Here is a 19,682-nt window from a genome sequence, read left to right on the forward strand (position 1 = left end):
TGCATGAGCTGTACGTCAGGTCTCGAACTCGTCCAGTTCCTCCTGGTCGAGATCGACGAGGGTGAAGTCGGACGGGGTATGGCCGCCCGCGGCGGGGGCGGTGGTGTGGGCGGCCAGTCCGCTGAGCATCGCCAGCCATCCCCGGGCCAGCCGCCGGGCGGCGGGCTCGTCCACGACCCCGGCGGACCAGCCCAGGTGGAGGGTCAGTTCGGGTCCGTCGGGGGTTTCCTGGACGACCGCGCCCGCTTCCAGGGCGTACCGGGCCGGCTGGTCCGGGTCCGCCGAACCGCCGATCGCCGCCGCTCCGGCCAACCGCCAGTCGCCGGAGGCACCTTCGGACCCGGCACCGGCGCCGAACCGGCCGAGGTAGTTGAACGCGATCTGCGGGGCGGGCAGGGCCGCCAGCCTCGGGCCCGTCTCCGGGTTGAGGTGGCGCAGCAGACCGTAACCGAGCCCGTCACCGGGCACCGCCCGCGACTGCTCCTTGACCGCCTTCAGCAACGTACCGGCCGCCGGTCCGCCCGCCGCCGCCTCGTCGAGGTCCACGCCGTTCAGCCGCAGCCGGACGGGGTGCACGGAGGTGAACCAGCCCACCGTACGGGACAGTTCCACGCCCTCGACCGGCTCCCGGCCATGCCGCTCGATGTCCAGCAGTACGCCGGCCGCGGGGCCGCCGTCGTGGCGCCAGTGCGCGACGGCACCCGCCAGGGCGGCCAGCAGCACCTCGTGCACACCGCAGTGGAAGACCGCGGGGGTACGGCCGACCAAGGTGGCCGCGTCCCGTCGCGGGACGGTCCAGATGCCGTGGTCCACGGCCGCCCGGGTGTCCCGCGCCGGATCCAGCGCGCGCCCGCCCAGCAGCGGGTCGGGGCCGTCCAACAGGGCTTCCCAGGCGTCCAGTTCCGCTGTCCGCTCCGGCGCCGACGCCTGCGCGGCCAGCAGCTCCGCCCACCGCCGGAACGATTCGCCGACCGCCTCAAGTGCCGGTTGCCGTCCGGCCGCCAGGGCCTCGCAGGCCGCGCCGAGGTCCGGGAGCAGGATGCGCCAGGACACCCCGTCCACCACCAGGTGGTGGATCACCAGCGCCAGCCGGCCCGCCCGGCCGGGGCCGGCGTCCAGCCACACCGCGCGCAGCATCGCGCCCGCCGCGGGGTCCAGCCGGCCCGCCGCCTCGCGCGCCGCCCGGTCCGCGGCCTTGTCCAGGCCGTCGGCCGCGACATCCGTCGCGTCGACCCGGGCGACCAGCGCCGCCGCGTCCACGGTGCCGCGCTCACTCACCCGCAGCACCTGCTCCCCGGGCACCGTACGGGCCCGCAGCACGGCGTGGGTGTCGAGCACGGCGGCCAGCCCGGCCACCAGCACGTCCCGCGTCAGCCCGGCCGGGGTCCGGGCGATCGCCCACTGGGTGAACGCGGGGCCCGCCGCATGCTCTCCCAGGGCCCGCATGACCGGCGTCCAGGGCACCGTGCCCACGCCCAGGTCCGGCACGGCCGCCGGCGCGTCACCGAGCCGGGCGACGGCCGCCAGCGCGGCGGGCGTCTGGCGGTCGAACACGTCCTGCACGCTGATGTGCACGCCTTCCCGCACCGAGCGGGAGGCGAGCTGCATGGAGGTGATCGAGTCGCCGCCCAGCTCGAAGAAGCTGTCCTCGGCACCCACCCGTTCGACGCCCAGCACCTCGGCGAACAGCCGGCACAGGATCTTCTCGGCGGGCGTACGGGGTGCCTGCCGCGCTGCCCGTCCCGCGAAGTCCGGGGCGGGCAGCGCGGCGCGGTCGACCTTTCCGTTCGCGGTCACCGGCAGCGCGTCCAGCACCAGCACGGCGGCCGGGACCATGTACTCCGGCAGCGTCCCGGTGAGGTGGCTCTGCACCGCCTCCGGGTCCGCCCCCCGCTCGTCCGTGACGACATAGCCGATCAGGCGGCGCTCGCCGGGGCGGTCCTCGCGGGCGACGACGACGGCGTCGGTGACGGCGGGGTGCGCGGTCAGGGCGGCCTCGATCTCGCCGAGTTCCACCCGGAAGCCGCGGATCTTGACCTGCCCGTCGGCGCGGCCGACGAAGACCAGCTCCCCGTCGTCCGTCCAGCGCACCAGGTCCCCGGTCCGGTACATCCGCCCGCCGGACGGCCCACCGGGCCCCCCGCCGTACGCCCCACCAGCAGCCTCGGTGGCGAACGGGCAGGCCACGAACCGCTCGGCGGAGATGCCGGGCCGCTCCAGGTAGCCGTGCGCCAGGCCCGCGCCCGCGATATACAGCTCACCCGTCAGGCCGGGCGGCAGGGGGTTCAGGAAGGCGTCGAGGACGTAGACCTGGCGGTTGGTGAGCGGGCGGCCGATCGGCAGCGCCTCCGGCGCCCCCTCCCCCGGCTTCAGGACGTGCCAGGTCGCGCAGAGGGTGCCCTCGGTCGGCCCGTACAGATGCCGCAACGACACCTCCGGGCACGCCTCCCGCACCCGCGCCACCGACCCAGCGGGCACCACATCACCACCGGTCAGCACCTCCCGCAGACCCGCGAAGCACTCCGGGGACTCCTCCGCCAGCACCCGGAACAACCCCGCCGTCACATGCACCGACGTGACCCCATCAGCCACCGCCGTACGGACCCGCTGGGCATCCACCGCACCCGGCCCCGCCACCACCACGCGGCCCCCCGCGGCCAACGGCACCCACACCTCGTACATCGAGATATCGAAGGCATGCCGGGCGTGCAGCAGCACGGCGTCCTGCGGGTCGACGCCCCATCCGCGCTCGCTCACCAAGGCGGCCACGCTCGCGTGCGGCACCGCCACACCCTTGGGCACGCCCGTCGAACCCGAGGTATACATCACGTACGCCAGATCCTCCGCGCCGACCACGACCGGCGCCCCCTCCGCCGGGCACCCGGCCACCTCGGCCGCCACCCGCGGGTCATCGATGACCACCAGCCGCCCTTGGGCGTCGGGCGGCACCGCGTTCCGGCTCGCCTCGGTGCAGACCACAGCGGAGGGGCCCGAGTCGGCCAGCATGAACGCCACCCGCTCCGCCGGATACCCCACATCCACCGGCACGTACGCCGCACCCGCCTTCCACACCCCCAACAGCGCCACCAGAAGCTCCGCCGAACGCTCCAGCACCACCGCCACCCGGGCCCCACGCCCCACACCCAGACCGCACAGATAACCGGCCAACCGATCCGAGGCGATGTCCAACTCCCGGTAGGTGAGCCGGCGTCGACCGTCGACGACGGCCACGGCGTCGGGCGTGCTCCGCGCGTGCCGGGCCACCAGTTCCGGCGCCGGCACGCCCTCGGACTCGCCCGCCGTGGTGTTCCACCCCGTGACCACCCGCTCGCGTTCCGGCGCGCCGCTCAGTACGTCGATGCCGCCCACCAGCGCCCCGGGCTCGGCCACGATCCGCTCCAGCACCCGCAGGACCCGGCCGGGCAGCGACCGCACGGTCTCCTCGGCGACCAGGTCCGGCCGGTAGTCCATGCGCACCCGTAAGCGGTCGCCCGGGGAGAAGCTCATGGCCAGCGGGTAGTGGGTCGCCTCGCGCACGTCCAGCGAGCGGAAGACGGGCGCGTCGGCGGCGCCCTCCGGTCCGCCGGGCAGGGTGGGGTAGCTCTCGTACGCGACGAGGGTGTCGAAGACGGAACCCGGTCCGACGAACCGCTGCACCTCGGACAGGCCCATGTGCTGGTGGGCCATCAACTGCGACTGGTTCTCCTGGAGTTGGGCGAGCAGTTCGAGCAGCGTCTGCTGCCCGTCGAGGCGCACCCGTACCGGCAGGGTGTTGATGAGCAGCCCCACCATCGACTCCACGCCCGGCACTTCCGGCGGCCGCCCGGAGACCGTGGTGCCGAACACCACGTCGCGGCGCCCGGTCAGGCGGGCCAGCACCAGCGCCCAGGCGCCTTGGACCACCGTGTTCACGGTCAGGTGCCGGGCGCGGGCGAACTCGGTGAGGGCGCGGGTCGCCTCCTCACCGAGCTCCGCCGCGCTCACCTCCGGGACCGCCGCGGCCCGGCCCGGGTCCGCCGGTGCCACCAGGGTCGGCCCGTCGGCCCCGGCCAGTTCGGCCCGCCACGCCTGGCGTGCGGCCTCCTTGTCCTGCCGAGCCAGCCACGCCAGGTACTCCCGGTAGGAAGCCGGTGGCGCCAGCCCCGCGTCGTCGCCCCCCGCCGCGTAGACGGCGGCCAGTTCCCGCTCCAGGACCGGGGTGGACCAGCCGTCCAGCAGGATGTGGTGGCACGTCATCACCATCGCGTGCCGGTCGGGGCCGAGCCGGATCAGCACCAGGCGCATGAGGGGGGCCGCCGCCAGGTCGAACCGCCGGGCCCGTTCCCGGGCCGCCAGTTCCGCCACCTCGGCCGCCGCCCGGTCGGCGGGCAGGTGCGCCAGGTCGGCCTCGCGCCACGGCAGGTTCACCTCGCGCGGGATGAGCTGGACCGCCTCGCCCGACTTGCGCCGGTGGAAGCTGGCCCGCAGCGCCGCGTGCCGTCTGAGCAGGCACTGCCACGACGCCCGCAGGCGGCCCGCGTCCAGCGGCCCGTCCACCGACATCGTCCGCTGGACGACATAGACATCCGATTCCCGGCCGCCGGCGACGGCGTGGAACAGGATGCCTTCCTGCAAGGGCGACAGCGGCCATACCTCGGCCAGCGCGGCCCCCTTGGCAGCGGCCGGGGAACTCCCTGGGGAACTCACAGCGACAGCCCTCCTTCCAGATGTGCCGCTATCGCCTCGAATTGCTCGACCTCGTCCTGGTCGAGGTCGAGCAGGACGAAGTCGGAGGGGGTGTGCCCGCCCGCCGCCGGTGCCGAGGTGTGGGCGGCCAGGCCGCCCAGCATCTCCAGCCAGGTCCGGCCCAGCCGCTCCACCACGGCCTCGGCCAGCAGCCGGTCCGGCCAGCTCAGCGTGATGGTCAGCCGGGGCCCGTCCGCGGTGTCGCGGATGACCGCGCCCGCTTCCACCGCGTGCGGGGCGGGCATGTCCGGATCGTCCGAGCCGCCGATCGCCGTCGCGCCGGCCGGCTCCCAGGGGCCGACCGCCCCGATCGCGGCGGCTTCCGCGCGGGCGGCGAAGCGGCCCAGGTAGTTGAAGCCGATCTGCGGGGCGGGCAGCGCCGCCAGCCTCGGCCCCGTCTCCGGGTTGAGGTGGCGCAGCAGCCCGTAACCGAGCCCGTCACCGGGCACCGCCCGCGCCTGCTCCTTGACCGCCTTCAGCAGGGTGCCCGCCGCCGGGCCGCCCGCCGCCGCCTCGTCCAGGTCGATCCCCGTGAGGTCGAGCCGCAGCGGATGCACGCTGGTGAACCACCCGACCGTACGGGTCAGGTCGACCCCGTCGGCCGGCTCCCGGCCGTGTCCCTCGACGTTCACCAGTACGCCGGGACGGCCGCCGGGCCGCCGGCGCGCGACCGCGCCCGCCAGCGCCGCGAGCAGCACCTCGTGCGCGCCGCAGTGGAACGCCGCCGGGGTGCCGGCCGCCAGGGTCGCCGCCTGCCGGTTCGGCACCGACCAGGAGCGGTGGCGCACAGTCGCCATGGTGTCGATGGCCGGGTCCAGCGCGCTTGTGCCGAGCGGGGGGTCTTCCGCCTCCAGCAGGGCGGTCCAGGCGTCCAGTTCGGCGACCCGCTTGGGGGCCGACGCCTGCTCGTACAGCATTCCGGCCCATCGGCGGAAGGACGTGCCCACCGGCTCAAGTTCCGGCCGCCGTCCGGCCATCACGGCCTCGCAGGCCGTCTGAAGGTCCGGTAGCAGGATGCGCCAGGACACCCCGTCCACCGCCAAGTGATGCACCGCCAGCACCAACCGGCCCACCCGGCCCGGACCGGCGTCCAACCACACCGCCTGCGCCATCACCCCGGCGGCCGGATCGAGCCGCCCCACCGCCACCCGCGCCGCGCGCTCCGCCACCTCGTCCAAGCCGCCGACCACCGCCACCCGGCTCACCAGCGCGGCGGCATCCACCGCACCGCGCTCACTCACCACCAGAGCCCGCTCCGCGCCGTCGGCCACCACCCGCGCCCGCAACATGTCATGCGTGTCCAGCACGGCGCCCAGCCCGGCCACCAGCACCTCACGCGTCAGCCCCGCCGGAGCGCCGACGACCATCCACTGCGCGAACCGGCCGCCGGTGACCCGGTCGCCCAGCGTGTGCGTGACCGGGGTCCAGGGCACCCGGCCGACGCCCGCCTCGCCGTCCGCGTGCGCGGCGGACGCGGGCCCGACGGCCTCGGCCAGCCGCGCGAGCCGTTCGGGGGTCTTCGCCTGGAAGACCTGGCGGGACGTCACCACCAGGCCGGCGCGCCGGGCCCGGGACACCAGTTGCAGCGAGACGATCGAGTCGCCGCCCAGCTCGAAGAAGTTGTCCTGGGCCCCTACGCCCTCCAGCCCCAGGAGTTCGGCGAACAGGTCGCACAGGACCCGCTCGGCCGGGGTGCGCGGGGCGCGTCCGGTGGCCCGCGCCGCGAAGTCGGGTGCGGGCAGGGCCGTCCGGTCCACCTTTCCGTTCGGCGTCAGCGGCAGCTCGTCGAGCACCACCACGGCCGCCGGCACCATGTACTCCGGCAGCGACCCGGCCACGTGCTCGCGTATCGCGCGGCCGTCCACCGGCCGTCCGCCGGGGACCACGTAGCCGACCAGGCGGGTCTCGCCCGGGCGGTCCTCCCGGACCACGGCCACCGCCTCGCCGACGGCCGGGTGCGCCGTCAACGCGGCCTCCACTTCGCCGAGTTCGACGCGGAATCCGCGCACCTTGACCTGTGCGTCGGCGCGGCCGACGAAGACCAGCTCGCCGTCGTGCGTCCAGCGCGCCAGGTCCCCGGTCCGGTACATCCGCCCGCCGGAAGGCCCACCGGACGACCCGCCGGGCGGCCCGCCGGACGTCCCGCCGGAAGGCCCACCGGACGACCCGCCGGACGACCTGTCGGACGCCCCGTCGGACCACCTACCAGCGGCCTCGGCGGCGAACGGGCAGGCCACGAACCGCTCCGCCGTCAGCCCCGCGCGCCCCAGGTAGCCGCGGGCCAGGCTCACCCCGGCCACATACAGCTCCCCGACCACGCCGGGCGGCACCGGCCGCAGGAACGCGTCCAGCACGTACGAGCGGGAGTTGGCGATGGGGCGGCCGATCGTCGGCGCCTCGCCGCCGGTCAGCGGGGCGCTGACGGTGGAGACGACGGTGGCCTCCGTGACCCCGTACTCGGCGAACAGTTCCCGTCCCGTGGCCCACCGCCGCCGCGCGTCCTCGGTCATCGGCTCGCCGCCGATGGTCAGCGCGCGCAGCTCCGGCAGCTCCTCCGGCGGCAGCAGCGGCAGGAAGGCCGCGGTCATGGCTGCGTGGGTGACCCGCCGGGTGCGCAGCAGGCGGGCCAGGTCCTCGCCGAGCGGCGGCGGCCCCGGCGGCGCCAGTACGAGCCGGCCGCCCGCGCACAGCACCGGCCAGGTGTCGGCCATCGCCACGTCGAAGCTCGGCGAGACCAGTTGGGCCACGCGGCTGCCGGCGTCCAGCGCGTGCCGCGCGACGCGGTCGGCGACGAGGTTGCGCAGTCCGCGGTGGGTGGCGGCCACGCCCTTCGGCGTGCCGGTCGAGCCGGAGGTGTAGATCACGTACGCCGCGTTGTCCACCCGCAGCGGCGTGCGGCGCTCCGCGTCCCGCACACTGCCGCCCGCGTGGCCCGCGACGACCGCGGCCACCGCCGGATCGTCCAGCACGACCACCCGGCCGCCGTAGCCGTCCGGGACCACGTGCCGGGTGCCGGTGGTGCACACCACCGCGGCCGGGGCCGCGTCGCCGAGCACGAACGCCACCCGCCGCGCCGGATAGGCCGGGTCCACCGGTACGTAGACCCCGCCCGCCATCGACACGGCCACCACGGCGACCAGCGTCGGCGCCGACCGCTCCGCGGCCACCGCCACCCGGTCCTCCGGGCCCACCCCGAGGCTGATCAGGAACCGGGCCAGGCTCCCCGCCCGCCACTCCAACTCGCGGTACGTGAGCCGCTGTCGGCCGTCGTCCACGGCGATCGCGTCGGGCGACCGGCGGGCCTGGCGGGCGAAGAGCGCGGGCAGCGGCTCGGGGGCCACCGCCACCGCGGTGCGGTTCCAGTCCTCGACCACCCGCCGGTGCTCGTCCGCGTCCAGGACGCCGATCCGGCCCACCGGCGCCGAGCCGTCGGCCAGTATCTGCTCGAAGACCCGCACCAGCCGTCCGGCCAGCGCCTCGGCGGTCTCGGCGGCGACCTGGTCCCGGCGGTGGGCGAGGCGCAGCCGCGTCCGTTCGCCGGGTACGACGCCCAGGGTCAGCGGGTAGTGCGTGGCCTCGCGCGTCCCCAGGACCGCGAACGACAGGGCGCCCGGCGCGGCCGGGCCGGCGGCCCGGCGCGGGTAGTTCTCGTGCACCAGGAGCGTGTCGAAGACGGCTCCCGGGCCGGCCAGCCGCTGGACCTCCGACAGGCCCAGGTGCTGATGGGCCAGCAGCGCGGTCTGGTGCTCCTGCAGCTCCCGCAGCGTCTCCAGCACCGACCGCCCGGCGTCGAGCCGCACCCGTACCGGCAGCGTGTTGATGAACAGGCCGACCATGGACTCCATGCCGGGCAGCTCCGGCGGGCGGCCCGCCACCGTGGCGCCGAAGACCACGTCCGTACGGCCGGACAGCCGGGCGAGCACGAGCGCCCAGGCGCCCTGCACCAGGGTGTTCACCGTCAGGCCGTGGCGCCGGCCGAACGCGGCCAGGCCGCGGGTGACCTCGGCCGGGAGGTCGGTGACGAGGTGCCCGGTGTCCGCCGGGCCGGGCTCCCCGGCGCCGCGGGCGACCAGCGTCGGCTCCCGCGCCCCGGAGAACTCCGCGCTCCAGGCGGCCCGCGCGGCCCCCTTGTCCTGCCGGCCCAGCCACGCCAGGTGGTCCCGGTAGGAGGCGGCCGGCTCCAGGTGCGAGGCGTCCCCGCCGGCCTCGTACACCGTGGCCAGCTCATCGAGCAGGACCGGCATCGACCAGCCGTCCATCAGGATGTGGTGGCTGATGACGACGAGCCGGTGGCGCCGTTCGCCGAGGCGGATCAGCAGCAGCCGCAGCAGCGGCGCGACCGCCGGGTCGAACCGCCGCCGCTGCTCCTGTACGGCCAGCTTCTCGATGGCGTCCGGCACTTCGGACTCCGCCAGCGCCGACAGGTCCGCCACCCGCCACGGCAGGTCCACCGCGTCACGGATGACCTGTACGGCCTGGCCCGAGGCGCTGTGGTGGAAGCTCGCGCGCAGCGCGGCGTGCCGGTCCGAGAGCGCGGCCCACGACGCCCGCAGCCGGGCGGGGTCCAGCGGGCCGGTCAGCTCCAGCATCCACTGGGTCTCGTAGACATCCGGGCCCCGCTCCTCGAAGGCGGACTGGAAGAGCAGCCCCTCCTGGAGCGAGGACAGCGGCCAGATGTCCGTCAGCCGCGGCACGGCGGCCTCCAGCTCCGCGACGCTGTCCGGGGAGAGGTCCAGCAGCGGGAAGTCGCCGGACGTGTGCCCGCCCGCGCCGGGCGCCTCTGCGGCTCCCGCGCCCTCGGCTCCGGCGTCCTGGGCTCCCGCGTGCCCGGCTCCCGCGTCCCGGGCTCCCGCGCCCCCGCATCCCGCATCCCGGGCTCCCGCGTGCCCGGCGGCGGGCTCCGCCGCGCCGGCGGCCCCGGCCGCCGCCAGCCGCTCGGGCGTTCTGAGGTCGAAGACCTGCTGGGGCGTCACCGCCAGCCCGGCCCGCCGTGCCCGCGACACCAGTTGCAAGACCATGATCGAGTCGCCGCCCAGCTCGACGAAGCCGTCCTCGGCGCCGACCCGATCCAGCCCCAGCACCTCGGCGTAGAGCGCGCACAGGGTCTCCTCGGCCGCCGTACGCGGCTCCCGTCCCGATGCCTTCGCGGCGAAGTCGGGCGCGGGCAGGGCCTCGCGGTCGACCTTGCCGTTCGGGGTGAGCGGCAGCCGGTCCAGCGGCACCAGCACGGCGGGGACCAGGTACTCCGGCAGCGCCCCGGCAAGGTGCTCGCGCAGGGCGGCGAGCAGTGCGCCGGTGTCGTGGGTCGCCGCGACACCAGCCGTACGAGCCGCCGCGACACCGCCCGTACGAGCCACCGCGCCGCCGCCGGTACGAGCCGGCGCGCCGCCGCCCGTACGAGCCGGCGAGGACCCCCCGGTACGGGACGACGGCGCTCCCGGGTCCGCCACCGTCCGCGCGCGCCGGTCGTCCGGACGCGGCGCCGCAGCCGGGCCCGGGGTCGCGTCCGGGACCACGTACCCGACCAGGCGCCGCTCGCCGGGCCGGTCCTCCCGCGCCACCACCACGGCCTGACCGACCGCCGGATGCGCGGTCAGCGCCGCCTCGACCTCGCCCGGCTCCACCCGGAACCCGCGGACCTTCACCTGACCGTCGTCCCGGCCGACGAAGACCGACTCACCGTCGTGCGTCCGGCGCACCAGGTCCCCGGTCCGGTACATCCGCCCGCCCGGAGGCCCACCCGATGCCCCGTCGGAAGCCCCGGTGGCGAACGGGCAGGCCACGAATCGCTCCGCAGTCAGCCCCGCCCGAGCCAGATACCCCAGCGCCAGCCCCGCGCCGGCGAGGTACAGCTCCCCGACCATGCCCGGCCCCACCGGCCGCAGGTGCGCGTCCAGGACGTACGCCTGCCGGTTGGTGAGCGGGCGGCCGATCGGCAGCGGCTCCGGTGTCTCCTCCCCCGGGTGCAGGACATGCCAGGTGGCGCACAGCGTGCCCTCGGTCGGCCCGTACATATGCCGTACGGAGAGCTCCGGGCAGGCCGCGCGTACCCGCGCCACCGAGGCCGCGGGCACCACGTCGCCCCCGGTCAGCACCTCCCGCAGACCGGCGAAGCACTCCGGGGACTCCTCCGCCAGCACCCGGAACAACCCCGCCGTCACATGCACCGCCGTGGCCCCGTCGGCCACCGCCGCGCGCATCCGCTGGGCGTCCACCGCGCCCGGCCCCGCCACCACCACCCGGCCCCCGGCGGCCAGCGGCACCCACACCTCGTACAGCGACGCGTCGAAGGCGTGCGGCGCGTGCATCAGCACCGCGTCCCCGGGGCCGACGCCCCAACCGGGTTCGGCGGCCAGCCCCGCCACGCTCCCGTGCGACACCGCCACCCCCTTCGGCAGCCCCGTCGAACCGGAGGTGTACATCACGTACGCCAGGTCGTCCGCGCCCAGCCGTACCGCCGGCCCGTCGGCCGGGCACGCCGCCACCGCCGCCCGCACCCGCGGGTCGTCCAGCACCGTCACCCGCCCCGGCGTGCCGGCCGGCACCGCGTCCCGGCTCGCCCCGGTGCACACCACCGCCACCGGCGCGGCATCGGCGAGCATGAACGCCACCCGCTCCGCCGGATATCCGGCATCCACGGGCACGTACGCGGCGCCCGCCTTCCACACCGCCAGCAGCGTCACGAGCAGCCCCGCCGAGCGCTCCATCACCACCGCGATCCGGTCACCGCGCCGCGTGCCCAGGCCGGTCAGATACGCGGCCAGCCGTGCCGACTCTGCCTCCAACTGCCCGTAACTTACGACCAGTTCACCGTCCAGGAGGGCCACCGCCCCCGGGGCCCGCTCCGCCTGCCGGGCTATCAGCTCCGGCACTAAGACGCCCGGCACCTCAGTCATCTCACCCTCCGTAGCGTTCCGCCCCGCGACCGCCCGTTGACGCCGTGCCCGCTCCGCCGGCGCACGCGTTCCGCCGAGGCGCGGTCGTCCGCACGCCGGTCCCTCCAATTCCCCTGCCGGTATTCGGATAAGGGCAGCGTGGGATCCGTTTGGTCGTTCATATTTCCCCCTTGGTCGACGCGGCGTGCGCCGGCGATCGCCCGTCCCGCTCGGGGCCCGTGGCCACAGGACTGCGTGTCCGATCATTCGCACGGTACGCGGGCACGAGGAATCGGAACCGGGTAGTCGAACAACCGGAAAGGAATGCGGCTATGAATGCCACAGATGCCTTGCCGTCCTCTTCGGAAAACCATGAGCTTTCCCCGTACCGCGGCTTCCGCAGCCCCCTCGGAAATCTCGTCGGGGCTTTCAGAGCCGACGGTATCCACTCTGCGCGCCCGGGTGTGCGGGGTCAACCGCCGGCGGATGGACAGGCGTCTCGTCCAAGAAGGGCAATTACCGCTGTGGCACGCCGCCGGGCCTCGCCCGTCCAACCGTCCGTTGTACGGGCTTGGGCACCAATAGAAGGGCGTGGGGTCCATTCCGTCGCGTACGACGTCACGGACACCACGCCATTCGGCCGGGCCGCCCCCCGGCGCCGCGCGGGGAGGCCGCGGGTCACCCCGGGCCCGGGCCCGGCGGGCCGCCGGGGCCCGTACCGTGGAGCACCGGCCCGGGACCTCCCAAGTCGCCGGGCCCGGCGCCCGTGGTGAAGTAGCCGGGACCGGCGGCGCCGGCCGATCGGGTCACCGCGTAGCCGTCGGCGGGCTCGTCGGCGAGCGGCGCGTCGCCATTCCTGGACGGGCCGGAGAACTGGGTGCGGTACAGCTCCGCGTAGAGCCCGTTCAGCTCCAGCAGCTCATCGTGGGTGCCGCGTTCCTGGACCCGGCCCTCGCCGATGACGAGGATCTGGTCGGCGTCCCGGATCGTGGAGAGCCGGTGGGCGATGACCAGCGAGGTCCGGCCGGCCAGCGCGGTCCGCAGGGCCCGTTGGAGCGCCGCCTCGGACTCCGAGTCGAGGTGCGCGGTGGCCTCGTCCAGCACCACGACCGGCGGGGCCTTCAGCAGCAGCCGCGCCATGGCGATGCGCTGCTTCTCGCCGCCCGAGAGCCGGTACCCGCGGTCGCCGACCACGGTGTCCAGGCCGTCGGGGAGCAGGTCGATCAGGTGCCAGATCTGCGCCGCCTTGCAGGCGTCGATCAGGTCCTGCTCGGTGGCGTCCGGCCGGGCGTAGACCAGGTTCTCGCGGATGGTCGTGTGGAAGAGGTGCGCGTCCTGGGTGACCATGCCGACCGTGTCGTTCAGCGACCGCAGGGTCACCTCGCGCAGGTCCTGACCGCCGATGCGTACGGCGCCCTCCAGCGGGTCGTAGAGCCGCGGCACCAGGTGCGTGATGGTCGTCTTGCCGGCGCCCGAGGGGCCGACCAGCGCGGTCAGTTTCCCGGCCGGCGCGGTGAAGTTCAGGTCGCGCAGCGTCCAGGCGTTGTCGGAGCGCTCCTGTGCGGGCAGGGCGATCGATTCGAGCGAGGCGAGCGAGACCTCGGCCGCCTTCGGGTAGCGGAACGAGACCCCGTCGAACTCGATGTCCGGTGCCGCCGCGGTGCCGTCGGCGGCGGGCAGCGGTACGGCGCCCGGCCGCTCGGCGATCAGCGGCTTGAGGTCCAGCACCTCGAAGAGGCGGTCGAAGCTGACGAGTGCGGTCATCACGTCCGCCTGGGCGTTGGAGAGCTGGCCGACCGGCATCATCAGACGCGTGAGCAGCGTCGCCAGGGCCACCAGCGAACCGAGTTGGAACGCGCCGTTGATGACGAGGCCGCCGCCGATGCCGTACACCGCGGCGGTGGCCAGGGAGCCCACGAGCATCGTCGAGAGGAAGAGCATCTTCATGGCGACGGACTGCCGGACGCCGACCTCGCGGCCCCTGGCCGCCAGCCCGGCGTACTGGCCCAGTTCGCTCCGCGGGTGCCCGTAGAGCTTGGCCAGCAGCGCTCCGACGACGTTGAAGCGCTCCTGCATCATGGAGCCCATTTCGGCGTTGATCTGCATGTGCTGCCGCATGAGCCGCTGCATCCGGCGGCCGATGAGCCGGCCGGGCAGAATGAAGAACGGTATCAGCAGGACGGCCAGCAGGGTGATGACCCAGGACAGGTAGGCCATCGTGATCAGGACGAAGAGCAGGGTGAGCCCGGCGGAGAAGACCGTCGAGAGCAGTTGGGTGACCGCCTGCTGAGCCCCGATCACATCCGTGTTCAACCTGCTGACCAGGGCGCCGGTCTGGGCCCGCGTGAAGAACGCCAGCGGCTGTCGCTGCACATGGTCGAACACCTTGGTGCGCAGGTCGTAGATGAGTCCCTCACTGACCCGGGCCGAATACCAGGTCTCGGCGAATCCCAGCAGGACGGCCAGGAGCGCCTGCGCGGCGACCGCGATGGCCGCCCACACGACGACCGTCGTGTCGCGGACGAGGATGCCGTTGTCGATGAGGTACTTGAGCAGGAGCGGCGGAGCCACCGCGCTGGCGGCGTTCAGTGTCGTCGCGACCACAAGAAAGCCGATGTTGCGGCGGTGCGGCCTTGTGAACGGCAATATCCGCTTTACCGTGCCGGGTTTGACCTGTTGCTTCGATGTGGAGGAGGGATCCGGCCCGTCCCCTCGCATGATCACCGGCCCTGGGCCACCCATCATGGCCACAGATACCACCTCGGTTTCTTCGTCACGGTCGGGCGGGTCCCGTTCAGCCGGCGGATTCCATCGCGTTCATCTCGTCGATGAGGCTCTGCGGGCGCATGTCCGTCCAGTTCTCCTCGATGTACGCCAGGCACGCCTCTCGGATGTCCTCCCCGAAAACGACCCGCCAGCCGGCCGGCACCTCGGCGAAGGCGGGCCACAGCGAATGCTGGTTCTCCTCGTTCACCAGAACCAGGAAGGAGCCGTTCTCGTCGTCGAACGGATTCGTCATGATCACTTCCTTTCAACTGTCCTTGCGGGAACGGAAATCGACCGTGCGGGACACAGCCCGAATCACGGTAACCGAGCGCTACCGGCCCGACAAGAACGGCGAACGCGAAAGCATTGGACAGGCCCGGGACACCAGGACCAAGGCACTCACGATTCCTTTCGGGCGAAGAAGTCGATGATCGCGGAATTCACCACGTCCGGCTTTTCGAGATATCCGGCCCGGGAGTCGCTTCGGGTCATCGACCAGCCCGACGACGATGCCGAGCGTGCGGGCCTCGGGCGCGCCGCGGCCTGTCCAGCCATGGAAATCCCCCGTACGACATCAGTCGGTGGGCGCCCTTCCCCGCCCCCGGACCGAACGTTCAGGATCGCACCGCACACCACGCCCCAACAACGCTGTCCAACCGTCCGCCCACCCCGGACGGCTCCGTCGTCCAACTGGTTGATTACCCGCCTTGGACAGCCGAGCCGCCCGCGAACGCCTCCCCACCGCATCGCCCCGCAGCCGGTACGGGCAGAGACGGGGAGGCCGGTCTTGACCAGCGGGAATCCACACGACACAGCAGGAACCGTCGGTTACTGTCCATCGGGAAGAAATGAGGGGCCATGGCACTGGTCAAGAAGGGGTCACGCCGCATCACCGTCGACGGCGTCACCTATCGATGGAGAGTCCGAGGGCGGCCGACTTACGACCAGGGGCTGGTCTGGAGTCCGCTGACCTACGCCGTCGAGCAGGCCGGGGCATCGGGCACCACCTTGGTGGTCACCACCGACCAACCGCACCCGAGCAACTGGTTCGAGATCCCTGCCAGGCCCGTGCTGCCCGCGGAGGTGGCCGCCACGATCCGCACGGCGCGCGCCAAAGGCTGGGCATCCGACGAGCCCGGCTCGCCCTTCCTGCTCGACCAGTCCCAGGGCTTCGCGCCTGCGGGCTGACTGGCGCGGTCGCCGCGCCCGGCAAGTCTGACACCGACGGGCACCACGGCGTTGAGGGACTCCAGCGCAGGTCAGGCCCCTCTTCCGCGGCGAAGCCGCGGGTGGTGACGACGCCAACCCGTCCCGGGCACTCCTCTAACCAACCCAAGAACGCCCCGGCCAGATGGCCGGGGCGTTCTTGCTTTGCTATGGGGAGGCTCAGACGAGACTGACTCCGGCCTGGGCCTTGATGGTGTCCACGGCCTCTTCGGTGAGCCATCGAAGAGGGACCACGGTCCACTTGTCGCCCTTGCGCATGACCACGGCTTTCCCGTCCCTGGTGCGCCCGACGTGGATGAACCCATGGTCACGCCGCAGGTCTTTCGCCAGGTTCTCGCCGTAGATCACGGGTGTTACTTCCCTTCACGGTCCTCGTCATCAGCCAAACTGCTGTGGACGTCCCCGTTCTGAGAGACGCGGGTGTCGGGGTCGGTCACCTGATCCTGGCCGGCCTGCGGGTCCCAGTCGTCCTCGTTCTTCTTACCCATCTTCGCGTGTTCCTTCCTGTCGAACACTGTCGAACGTTGAGGCGACGCGGGAAGGTCGAGTCTCAGCGGCAGCTCAATAGCCTTGGCGGGGTACGTCATTGGGTTGGTCATGAGTAGACCCCTTGCGTTGTCCTGACGGCGACAACGCTAGGAAGGGCGGCATCTTGGCCGCCAGGAGATTGCACAAAATTGCAGATGATCACCCTTGAGAGTCCATGGCTCTCAAGATCAATTCCCTGGCCTTGGCTCCATGGACAGCCATGGTGGACAGTTGCTCGAACGCGCGCAGGTACAAGGAAACCTCATGGGGGATCTTGACGTTGAGGTTCGCCGAAAGCGTTTCGACCTGGACTCGTGAGTCATCGAAGATCAGGAACCCTTCCAGGGTCCACATTTCTCGCGTCGCGGTTCGCGGAATGATCCCAAGGGAGACGTTGGGAAGAGACATGATTTCCAGCAGGTGACCGTGTTGCCCGGCCATGGTCTCCGCGTCACCGTATTTGTAGTAGAGGACATCTTCTTCAATCAGCAGAGCGAAGCGCTTGCGCCCATCGTGCAGTACCCGCGACCGTTCAAGCCGAGCTTCCGCAGCAGACGCCGAATCATTCGGGACATCACGGAAAGCCGCGATCTTCTCAAGAAGCCGTTCTGCGTACCCCTGCGTCTGTACCAGTCCGGGAATGACGTTCGAGCAGTACACCTTCATATGGCGTGTCCGCTTGTAGAGCGGGGTGTGCACTTGCCCCTGCCTCAACCCAGCCCGGTGCAGCAGCCGCCACTCCCGGTACAGCGACTCCGCCTCACGCGCGGCAGTGATGATGTCGGCCGCCTGGCTATCTGCACCGCAGGCGTTACACCAATCACGGATGTCTTTTTCAGATGGACGGGTCTTGGCGTTCTCGATCCGTGACGCCTTGGCAGGGTGCCAGTCGCAGCGCTTAGCGAGTTCACGGCCATTCAGCTCGGCGTCCAGGCGAATATCTCGCAGACGTCGAGCGATGACCTTGCGGGCCTCCTGAACGCTGGAGGATGGAGAGGACATGTCAGCGAACCGTTGCGCGATGTGACCCGCCCTCGCTATACCTGGTACTCGTCGTGGGGAATGGCTCGTCCCCAAACGGCTTCAAAGGCATCGGCGCAGAGCGCAGCGACCTTTGGATCTTCCGTGTACTGCGGATCGACAATCTTCCCGTCTCCGGAAAAGAGGTTGAACCGCACGGCCTTTCCGTCGATCAGCCAGAAGTCGTTGCCGGGAAGCGCGAGGTCACTCGCTTGGCTTCGCGGGAGCCACCGCACTTGTTCTCCCGCCCTGATAATCCACGGAGTACCGGCATGTTCATACCGGATGTATTCCGTTACGGGTTCTGAGACGATCCGGGCCCGGCGAACCTTTACCCCGCGTGCCCCCAGTCCTGAGACGAGATCCACCCACGGCTTCCAGTACGCTGCGGCGGCTTCGTCATCGCGTCGACTGCCGGTCCTCCTCCAGTGCTGGTACTCCTCGGATTCCGTATCGGCCTCGTAGACATCACGCAGTTCCAGGTGTACCGCTGAACGCTCGGCAGCGTTCAGCAGGTCTTCGAAGCTAGGAACCCTCGGCTTCATCGCACGCCTTCCTGATGAGTTCGATCATGCGGTACGGAACCCTGACGATGCCCTCCGTTTCGGGCAGCGGGCTGGCCGTCGCGCAGAGCGCCTTGGTGCCCTCGTCCGGCTTCCACCCCTGGAACAGAACTTCCTTCTTCTCGTCATCGATCCAGACGGCAGGACAGTTGCCCTGGTCCGTGTCAGGGTCGATTCCGATGAACCGTAGCGCCATGCCGACCTCCGGTGTCGAGCGCGTTGCAGCCTGTTGCGCGACCATCGCGCCGCCGAGGCCTGGCGTCAAGGGCGCGCCCAAGGCACTGGTGTGGTCTCCGTTCGTGACTCCAAGGACCCCCACGGCCCAGGCATGGCCGCCCCTGCGGACGCATGGGCGTTCATAGCTGGAGGTGAGGGGGGCGGCGGCCTCCGAGTGACCACCCGAGAACCCTCATCGAGGCTGCTGGTTGGTTCCCGGCTTGCTCAGCGCAGCGTCTTGGCCTCGCGGGCCAGATTTTCCACCCGGGTCCAGTCCTTCGCGCGGAGCGCTTCCGACGGGAGCATCCAGGTGCCGCCTACGCAGGCGACGTTGGGGAGGGCTAGGTAGGCGGGGGCGGAGGTGAGGGTGATGCCGCCTGTGGGGCAGAAGCGGGCCTGGGGGAGGGGGGAGGCGAGGGACTTGAGGTACGGGGTGCCGCCTGCTGCTTCGGCGGGGAAGAACTTCATCTCGGTGACGTCCTGGTCCAGCAGCGTCACCACCTCCGACGTGGTCGAGACGCCTGGGAGGAAGGGGACGCCGGAGGACTTCATCGATGCCAGCAGGCGCGGCGTCCACCCGGGGCTCACCAGGAAGCGGGCGCCGGCGGCCACGGCGGCGTCCACGTGGGCGGGGTTCAGGACGGTACCCGCGCCCACCACGGCCTCCGGCACCTCGGCCGCTATCGCGCGTATCGCGTCGAGCGCGGCCTCCGTGCGCAGGGTCACCTCGATCGCGGGCAGGCCGCCCGCGACGAGGGCACGCGCCAGTGGCACGGCGTCGGCCGCGTCGTCGAGGACGACCACGGGGATGACAGGGGCCAGGTCGAGTACGGAGGTGGGGGCGGGGGGCTCAGGGGTGGCGGCAGCACTGGTCACGATTGCCATCCTGCCGCCCGGATGGCATCTACCGCAACGAGTGTTGCAGATAATGCAACGGTAATGATGTGGCGGCGCCTATAGCTCCGTCACGATCACGTCCAGCGTCCAGCCGCGGCCCGCCTTCACCGGGGCCTCCGCCTCCACCGTGTAGCCCAGCTCGCGCACCGCCCCCACCAGTTCCTCCGGGTCGCCCGGCGCCGCGCCGTTCACCAGGAGATCGCGTACCAGCCGCCCCTTCGTCGCCTTGTTGAAGTGGCTGACCACGGAGCGCTTCTCCACCCCGTCCACCATCTTCGACTGGAGCACCCGCACCGTCGCCGTACGCTCCGCGACCTCGCCCTTCGGTTTCCAGGCCGCCGCGTACGCCGCCGAGCGCAGGTCCAGTACCAGGCCGTCCCCGGCCGCCGCCGGGAGGACGTCGGCCATCGGGGCGCGCCAGTACGCGCCGAGCGCGCCCGTTCCCGGCAGCTTGACCCCCATCGAGCAGCGGTAGGAGGGGATGCGGTCGCCGATCCGTACCGCGCCCCACAGCCCGGAGAAGACGAGCAGCGAGCGTTCGGCGCGCCGCCGGGCCGCGGTGTCCAGGGTCGCCAGGTCCAGCGCGTCGTACAGGACGCCCGTGTAGATCTCACCGGCCGGGCGCGTCCCGGCCTCGCGCAGGGCCGCGTTCTTGGCGATCTCGCCGCGCAGCCCGGCGCTCAGGCCGAGCACTCGCGCGGCCTTCTCCTCGTCGCCCGCGCACAGTTCCACCAGTTCGTCGAGGACGGCCTCGCGGGCCGCGGTCAGCTCCGGGAGCGACAGCGCCGCCAGGTCCAGCGGGGCCCCGGAACCTCCGGCGGCCTTCCCCTCCGACGGCGGCAGCAGCACGAGCACGACGATCTCC

11 protein-coding genes and 1 pseudogene are annotated in these 19,682 nt (G+C 72.5%); 1 reads left to right on the top strand and 11 read right to left on the bottom strand.

Translation table 11 applies throughout. The features are described 5' to 3' along the window. Positions 1 to 15 precede the first annotated feature (15 nt). From IF55_RS05445 to IF55_RS05460, 4 genes and pseudogenes are all read right to left on the bottom strand, one after another. Positions 16 to 4,686, bottom strand: coding sequence for a non-ribosomal peptide synthetase (locus IF55_RS05445; protein WP_030876088.1), 4,671 nt, complete (start codon positions 4,684 to 4,686; stop codon positions 16 to 18). Beyond that, a pseudogene (locus IF55_RS39950) lies at positions 4,683 to 11,663 on the bottom strand (amino acid adenylation domain-containing protein); the annotation flags it as partial. The gene IF55_RS05445 and the pseudogene IF55_RS39950, both read right to left, overlap by 4 nt. A 615-nt stretch (positions 11,664 to 12,278) precedes the next feature. Next, the gene (locus IF55_RS05455; RefSeq protein WP_030876091.1) at positions 12,279 to 14,345 is read right to left on the bottom strand and encodes an ABC transporter ATP-binding protein; all 2,067 of its coding nucleotides are present in this window, start codon (positions 14,343 to 14,345) and stop codon (positions 12,279 to 12,281) included. Positions 14,346 to 14,394: 49 nt separating this feature from the next. Beyond that, positions 14,395 to 14,619 carry an MbtH family protein gene (locus IF55_RS05460; protein WP_030876093.1) on the bottom strand — a complete coding sequence of 75 codons (225 nt, stop codon included), beginning with the start codon at positions 14,617 to 14,619 and terminating at the stop codon, positions 14,395 to 14,397. A 605-nt stretch (positions 14,620 to 15,224) separates the two neighbouring features. On the opposite strand from IF55_RS05460, the gene IF55_RS05465 reads away from it, so the two are divergent. Further along, entirely contained in the window at positions 15,225 to 15,554 is a 330-nt protein-coding gene (locus IF55_RS05465; RefSeq protein WP_030876095.1) for a hypothetical protein, read from the top strand. 198 nt (positions 15,555 to 15,752) lie between these two features. On the opposite strand, the gene IF55_RS05470 is transcribed toward IF55_RS05465, so the two are convergent. The 7 genes from IF55_RS05470 to yaaA form a co-directional block, all read right to left on the bottom strand. Continuing rightward, positions 15,753 to 15,941: a hypothetical protein gene (locus IF55_RS05470; protein ID WP_030876097.1), complete on the bottom strand. Its 189-nt coding sequence runs from the start codon at positions 15,939 to 15,941 to the stop codon at positions 15,753 to 15,755. Positions 15,942 to 15,946: 5 nt separating this feature from the next. Then, positions 15,947 to 16,192 carry a hypothetical protein gene (locus IF55_RS05475; protein WP_157854266.1) on the bottom strand — a complete coding sequence of 82 codons (246 nt, stop codon included), beginning with the start codon at positions 16,190 to 16,192 and terminating at the stop codon, positions 15,947 to 15,949. 88 nt (positions 16,193 to 16,280) lie between these two features. After that, positions 16,281 to 17,123, bottom strand: coding sequence for a helix-turn-helix domain-containing protein (locus IF55_RS05480; RefSeq protein WP_030876098.1), 843 nt, complete (start codon positions 17,121 to 17,123; stop codon positions 16,281 to 16,283). Between the two features lie 35 nt (positions 17,124 to 17,158). Beyond that, positions 17,159 to 17,686 carry a DUF6879 family protein gene (locus IF55_RS36775; RefSeq protein WP_078643684.1) on the bottom strand — a complete coding sequence of 176 codons (528 nt, stop codon included), beginning with the start codon at positions 17,684 to 17,686 and terminating at the stop codon, positions 17,159 to 17,161. After that, on the bottom strand, positions 17,667 to 17,981 hold the full coding sequence (locus tag IF55_RS05485) for a hypothetical protein (RefSeq protein WP_342668271.1): 315 nt from the start codon (positions 17,979 to 17,981) through the stop codon (positions 17,667 to 17,669). The genes IF55_RS36775 and IF55_RS05485 overlap by 20 nt, the downstream gene beginning before the upstream one ends. 164 nt (positions 17,982 to 18,145) lie before the next feature. Further along, on the bottom strand, positions 18,146 to 18,805 hold the full coding sequence (locus IF55_RS05490) for a bifunctional 4-hydroxy-2-oxoglutarate aldolase/2-dehydro-3-deoxy-phosphogluconate aldolase (protein WP_048831575.1): 660 nt from the start codon (positions 18,803 to 18,805) through the stop codon (positions 18,146 to 18,148). A gap of 69 nt (positions 18,806 to 18,874) precedes the next feature. Beyond that, entirely contained in the window at positions 18,875 to 19,672 is a 798-nt protein-coding gene (gene yaaA, locus IF55_RS05495; protein ID WP_030876105.1) for a peroxide stress protein YaaA, read from the bottom strand. Between the last annotated feature and the right edge of the window lie 10 nt (positions 19,673 to 19,682).

This window comes from Streptomyces varsoviensis, assembly GCF_000718635.1.
GTDB lineage: Bacteria > Actinomycetota > Actinomycetes > Streptomycetales > Streptomycetaceae > Streptomyces > Streptomyces varsoviensis.

Coding starts and splice junctions, on each gene's coding strand:
- IF55_RS05455 (WP_030876091.1), bottom strand. CDS start 14,345: ATGATGGGTGGCCCAGGGCCGGTGATCATGCGAGGGGACGGGCCGGAT.
- IF55_RS05460 (WP_030876093.1), bottom strand. CDS start 14,619: ATGACGAATCCGTTCGACGACGAGAACGGCTCCTTCCTGGTTCTGGTG.
- IF55_RS05465 (WP_030876095.1), top strand. CDS start 15,225: ATGGCACTGGTCAAGAAGGGGTCACGCCGCATCACCGTCGACGGCGTC.
- IF55_RS05475 (WP_157854266.1), bottom strand. CDS start 16,192: ATGACCAACCCAATGACGTACCCCGCCAAGGCTATTGAGCTGCCGCTG.
- IF55_RS05480 (WP_030876098.1), bottom strand. CDS start 17,123: ATGTCCTCTCCATCCTCCAGCGTTCAGGAGGCCCGCAAGGTCATCGCT.
- IF55_RS36775 (WP_078643684.1), bottom strand. CDS start 17,686: ATGAAGCCGAGGGTTCCTAGCTTCGAAGACCTGCTGAACGCTGCCGAG.
- IF55_RS05490 (WP_048831575.1), bottom strand. CDS start 18,805: ATGGCAATCGTGACCAGTGCTGCCGCCACCCCTGAGCCCCCCGCCCCC.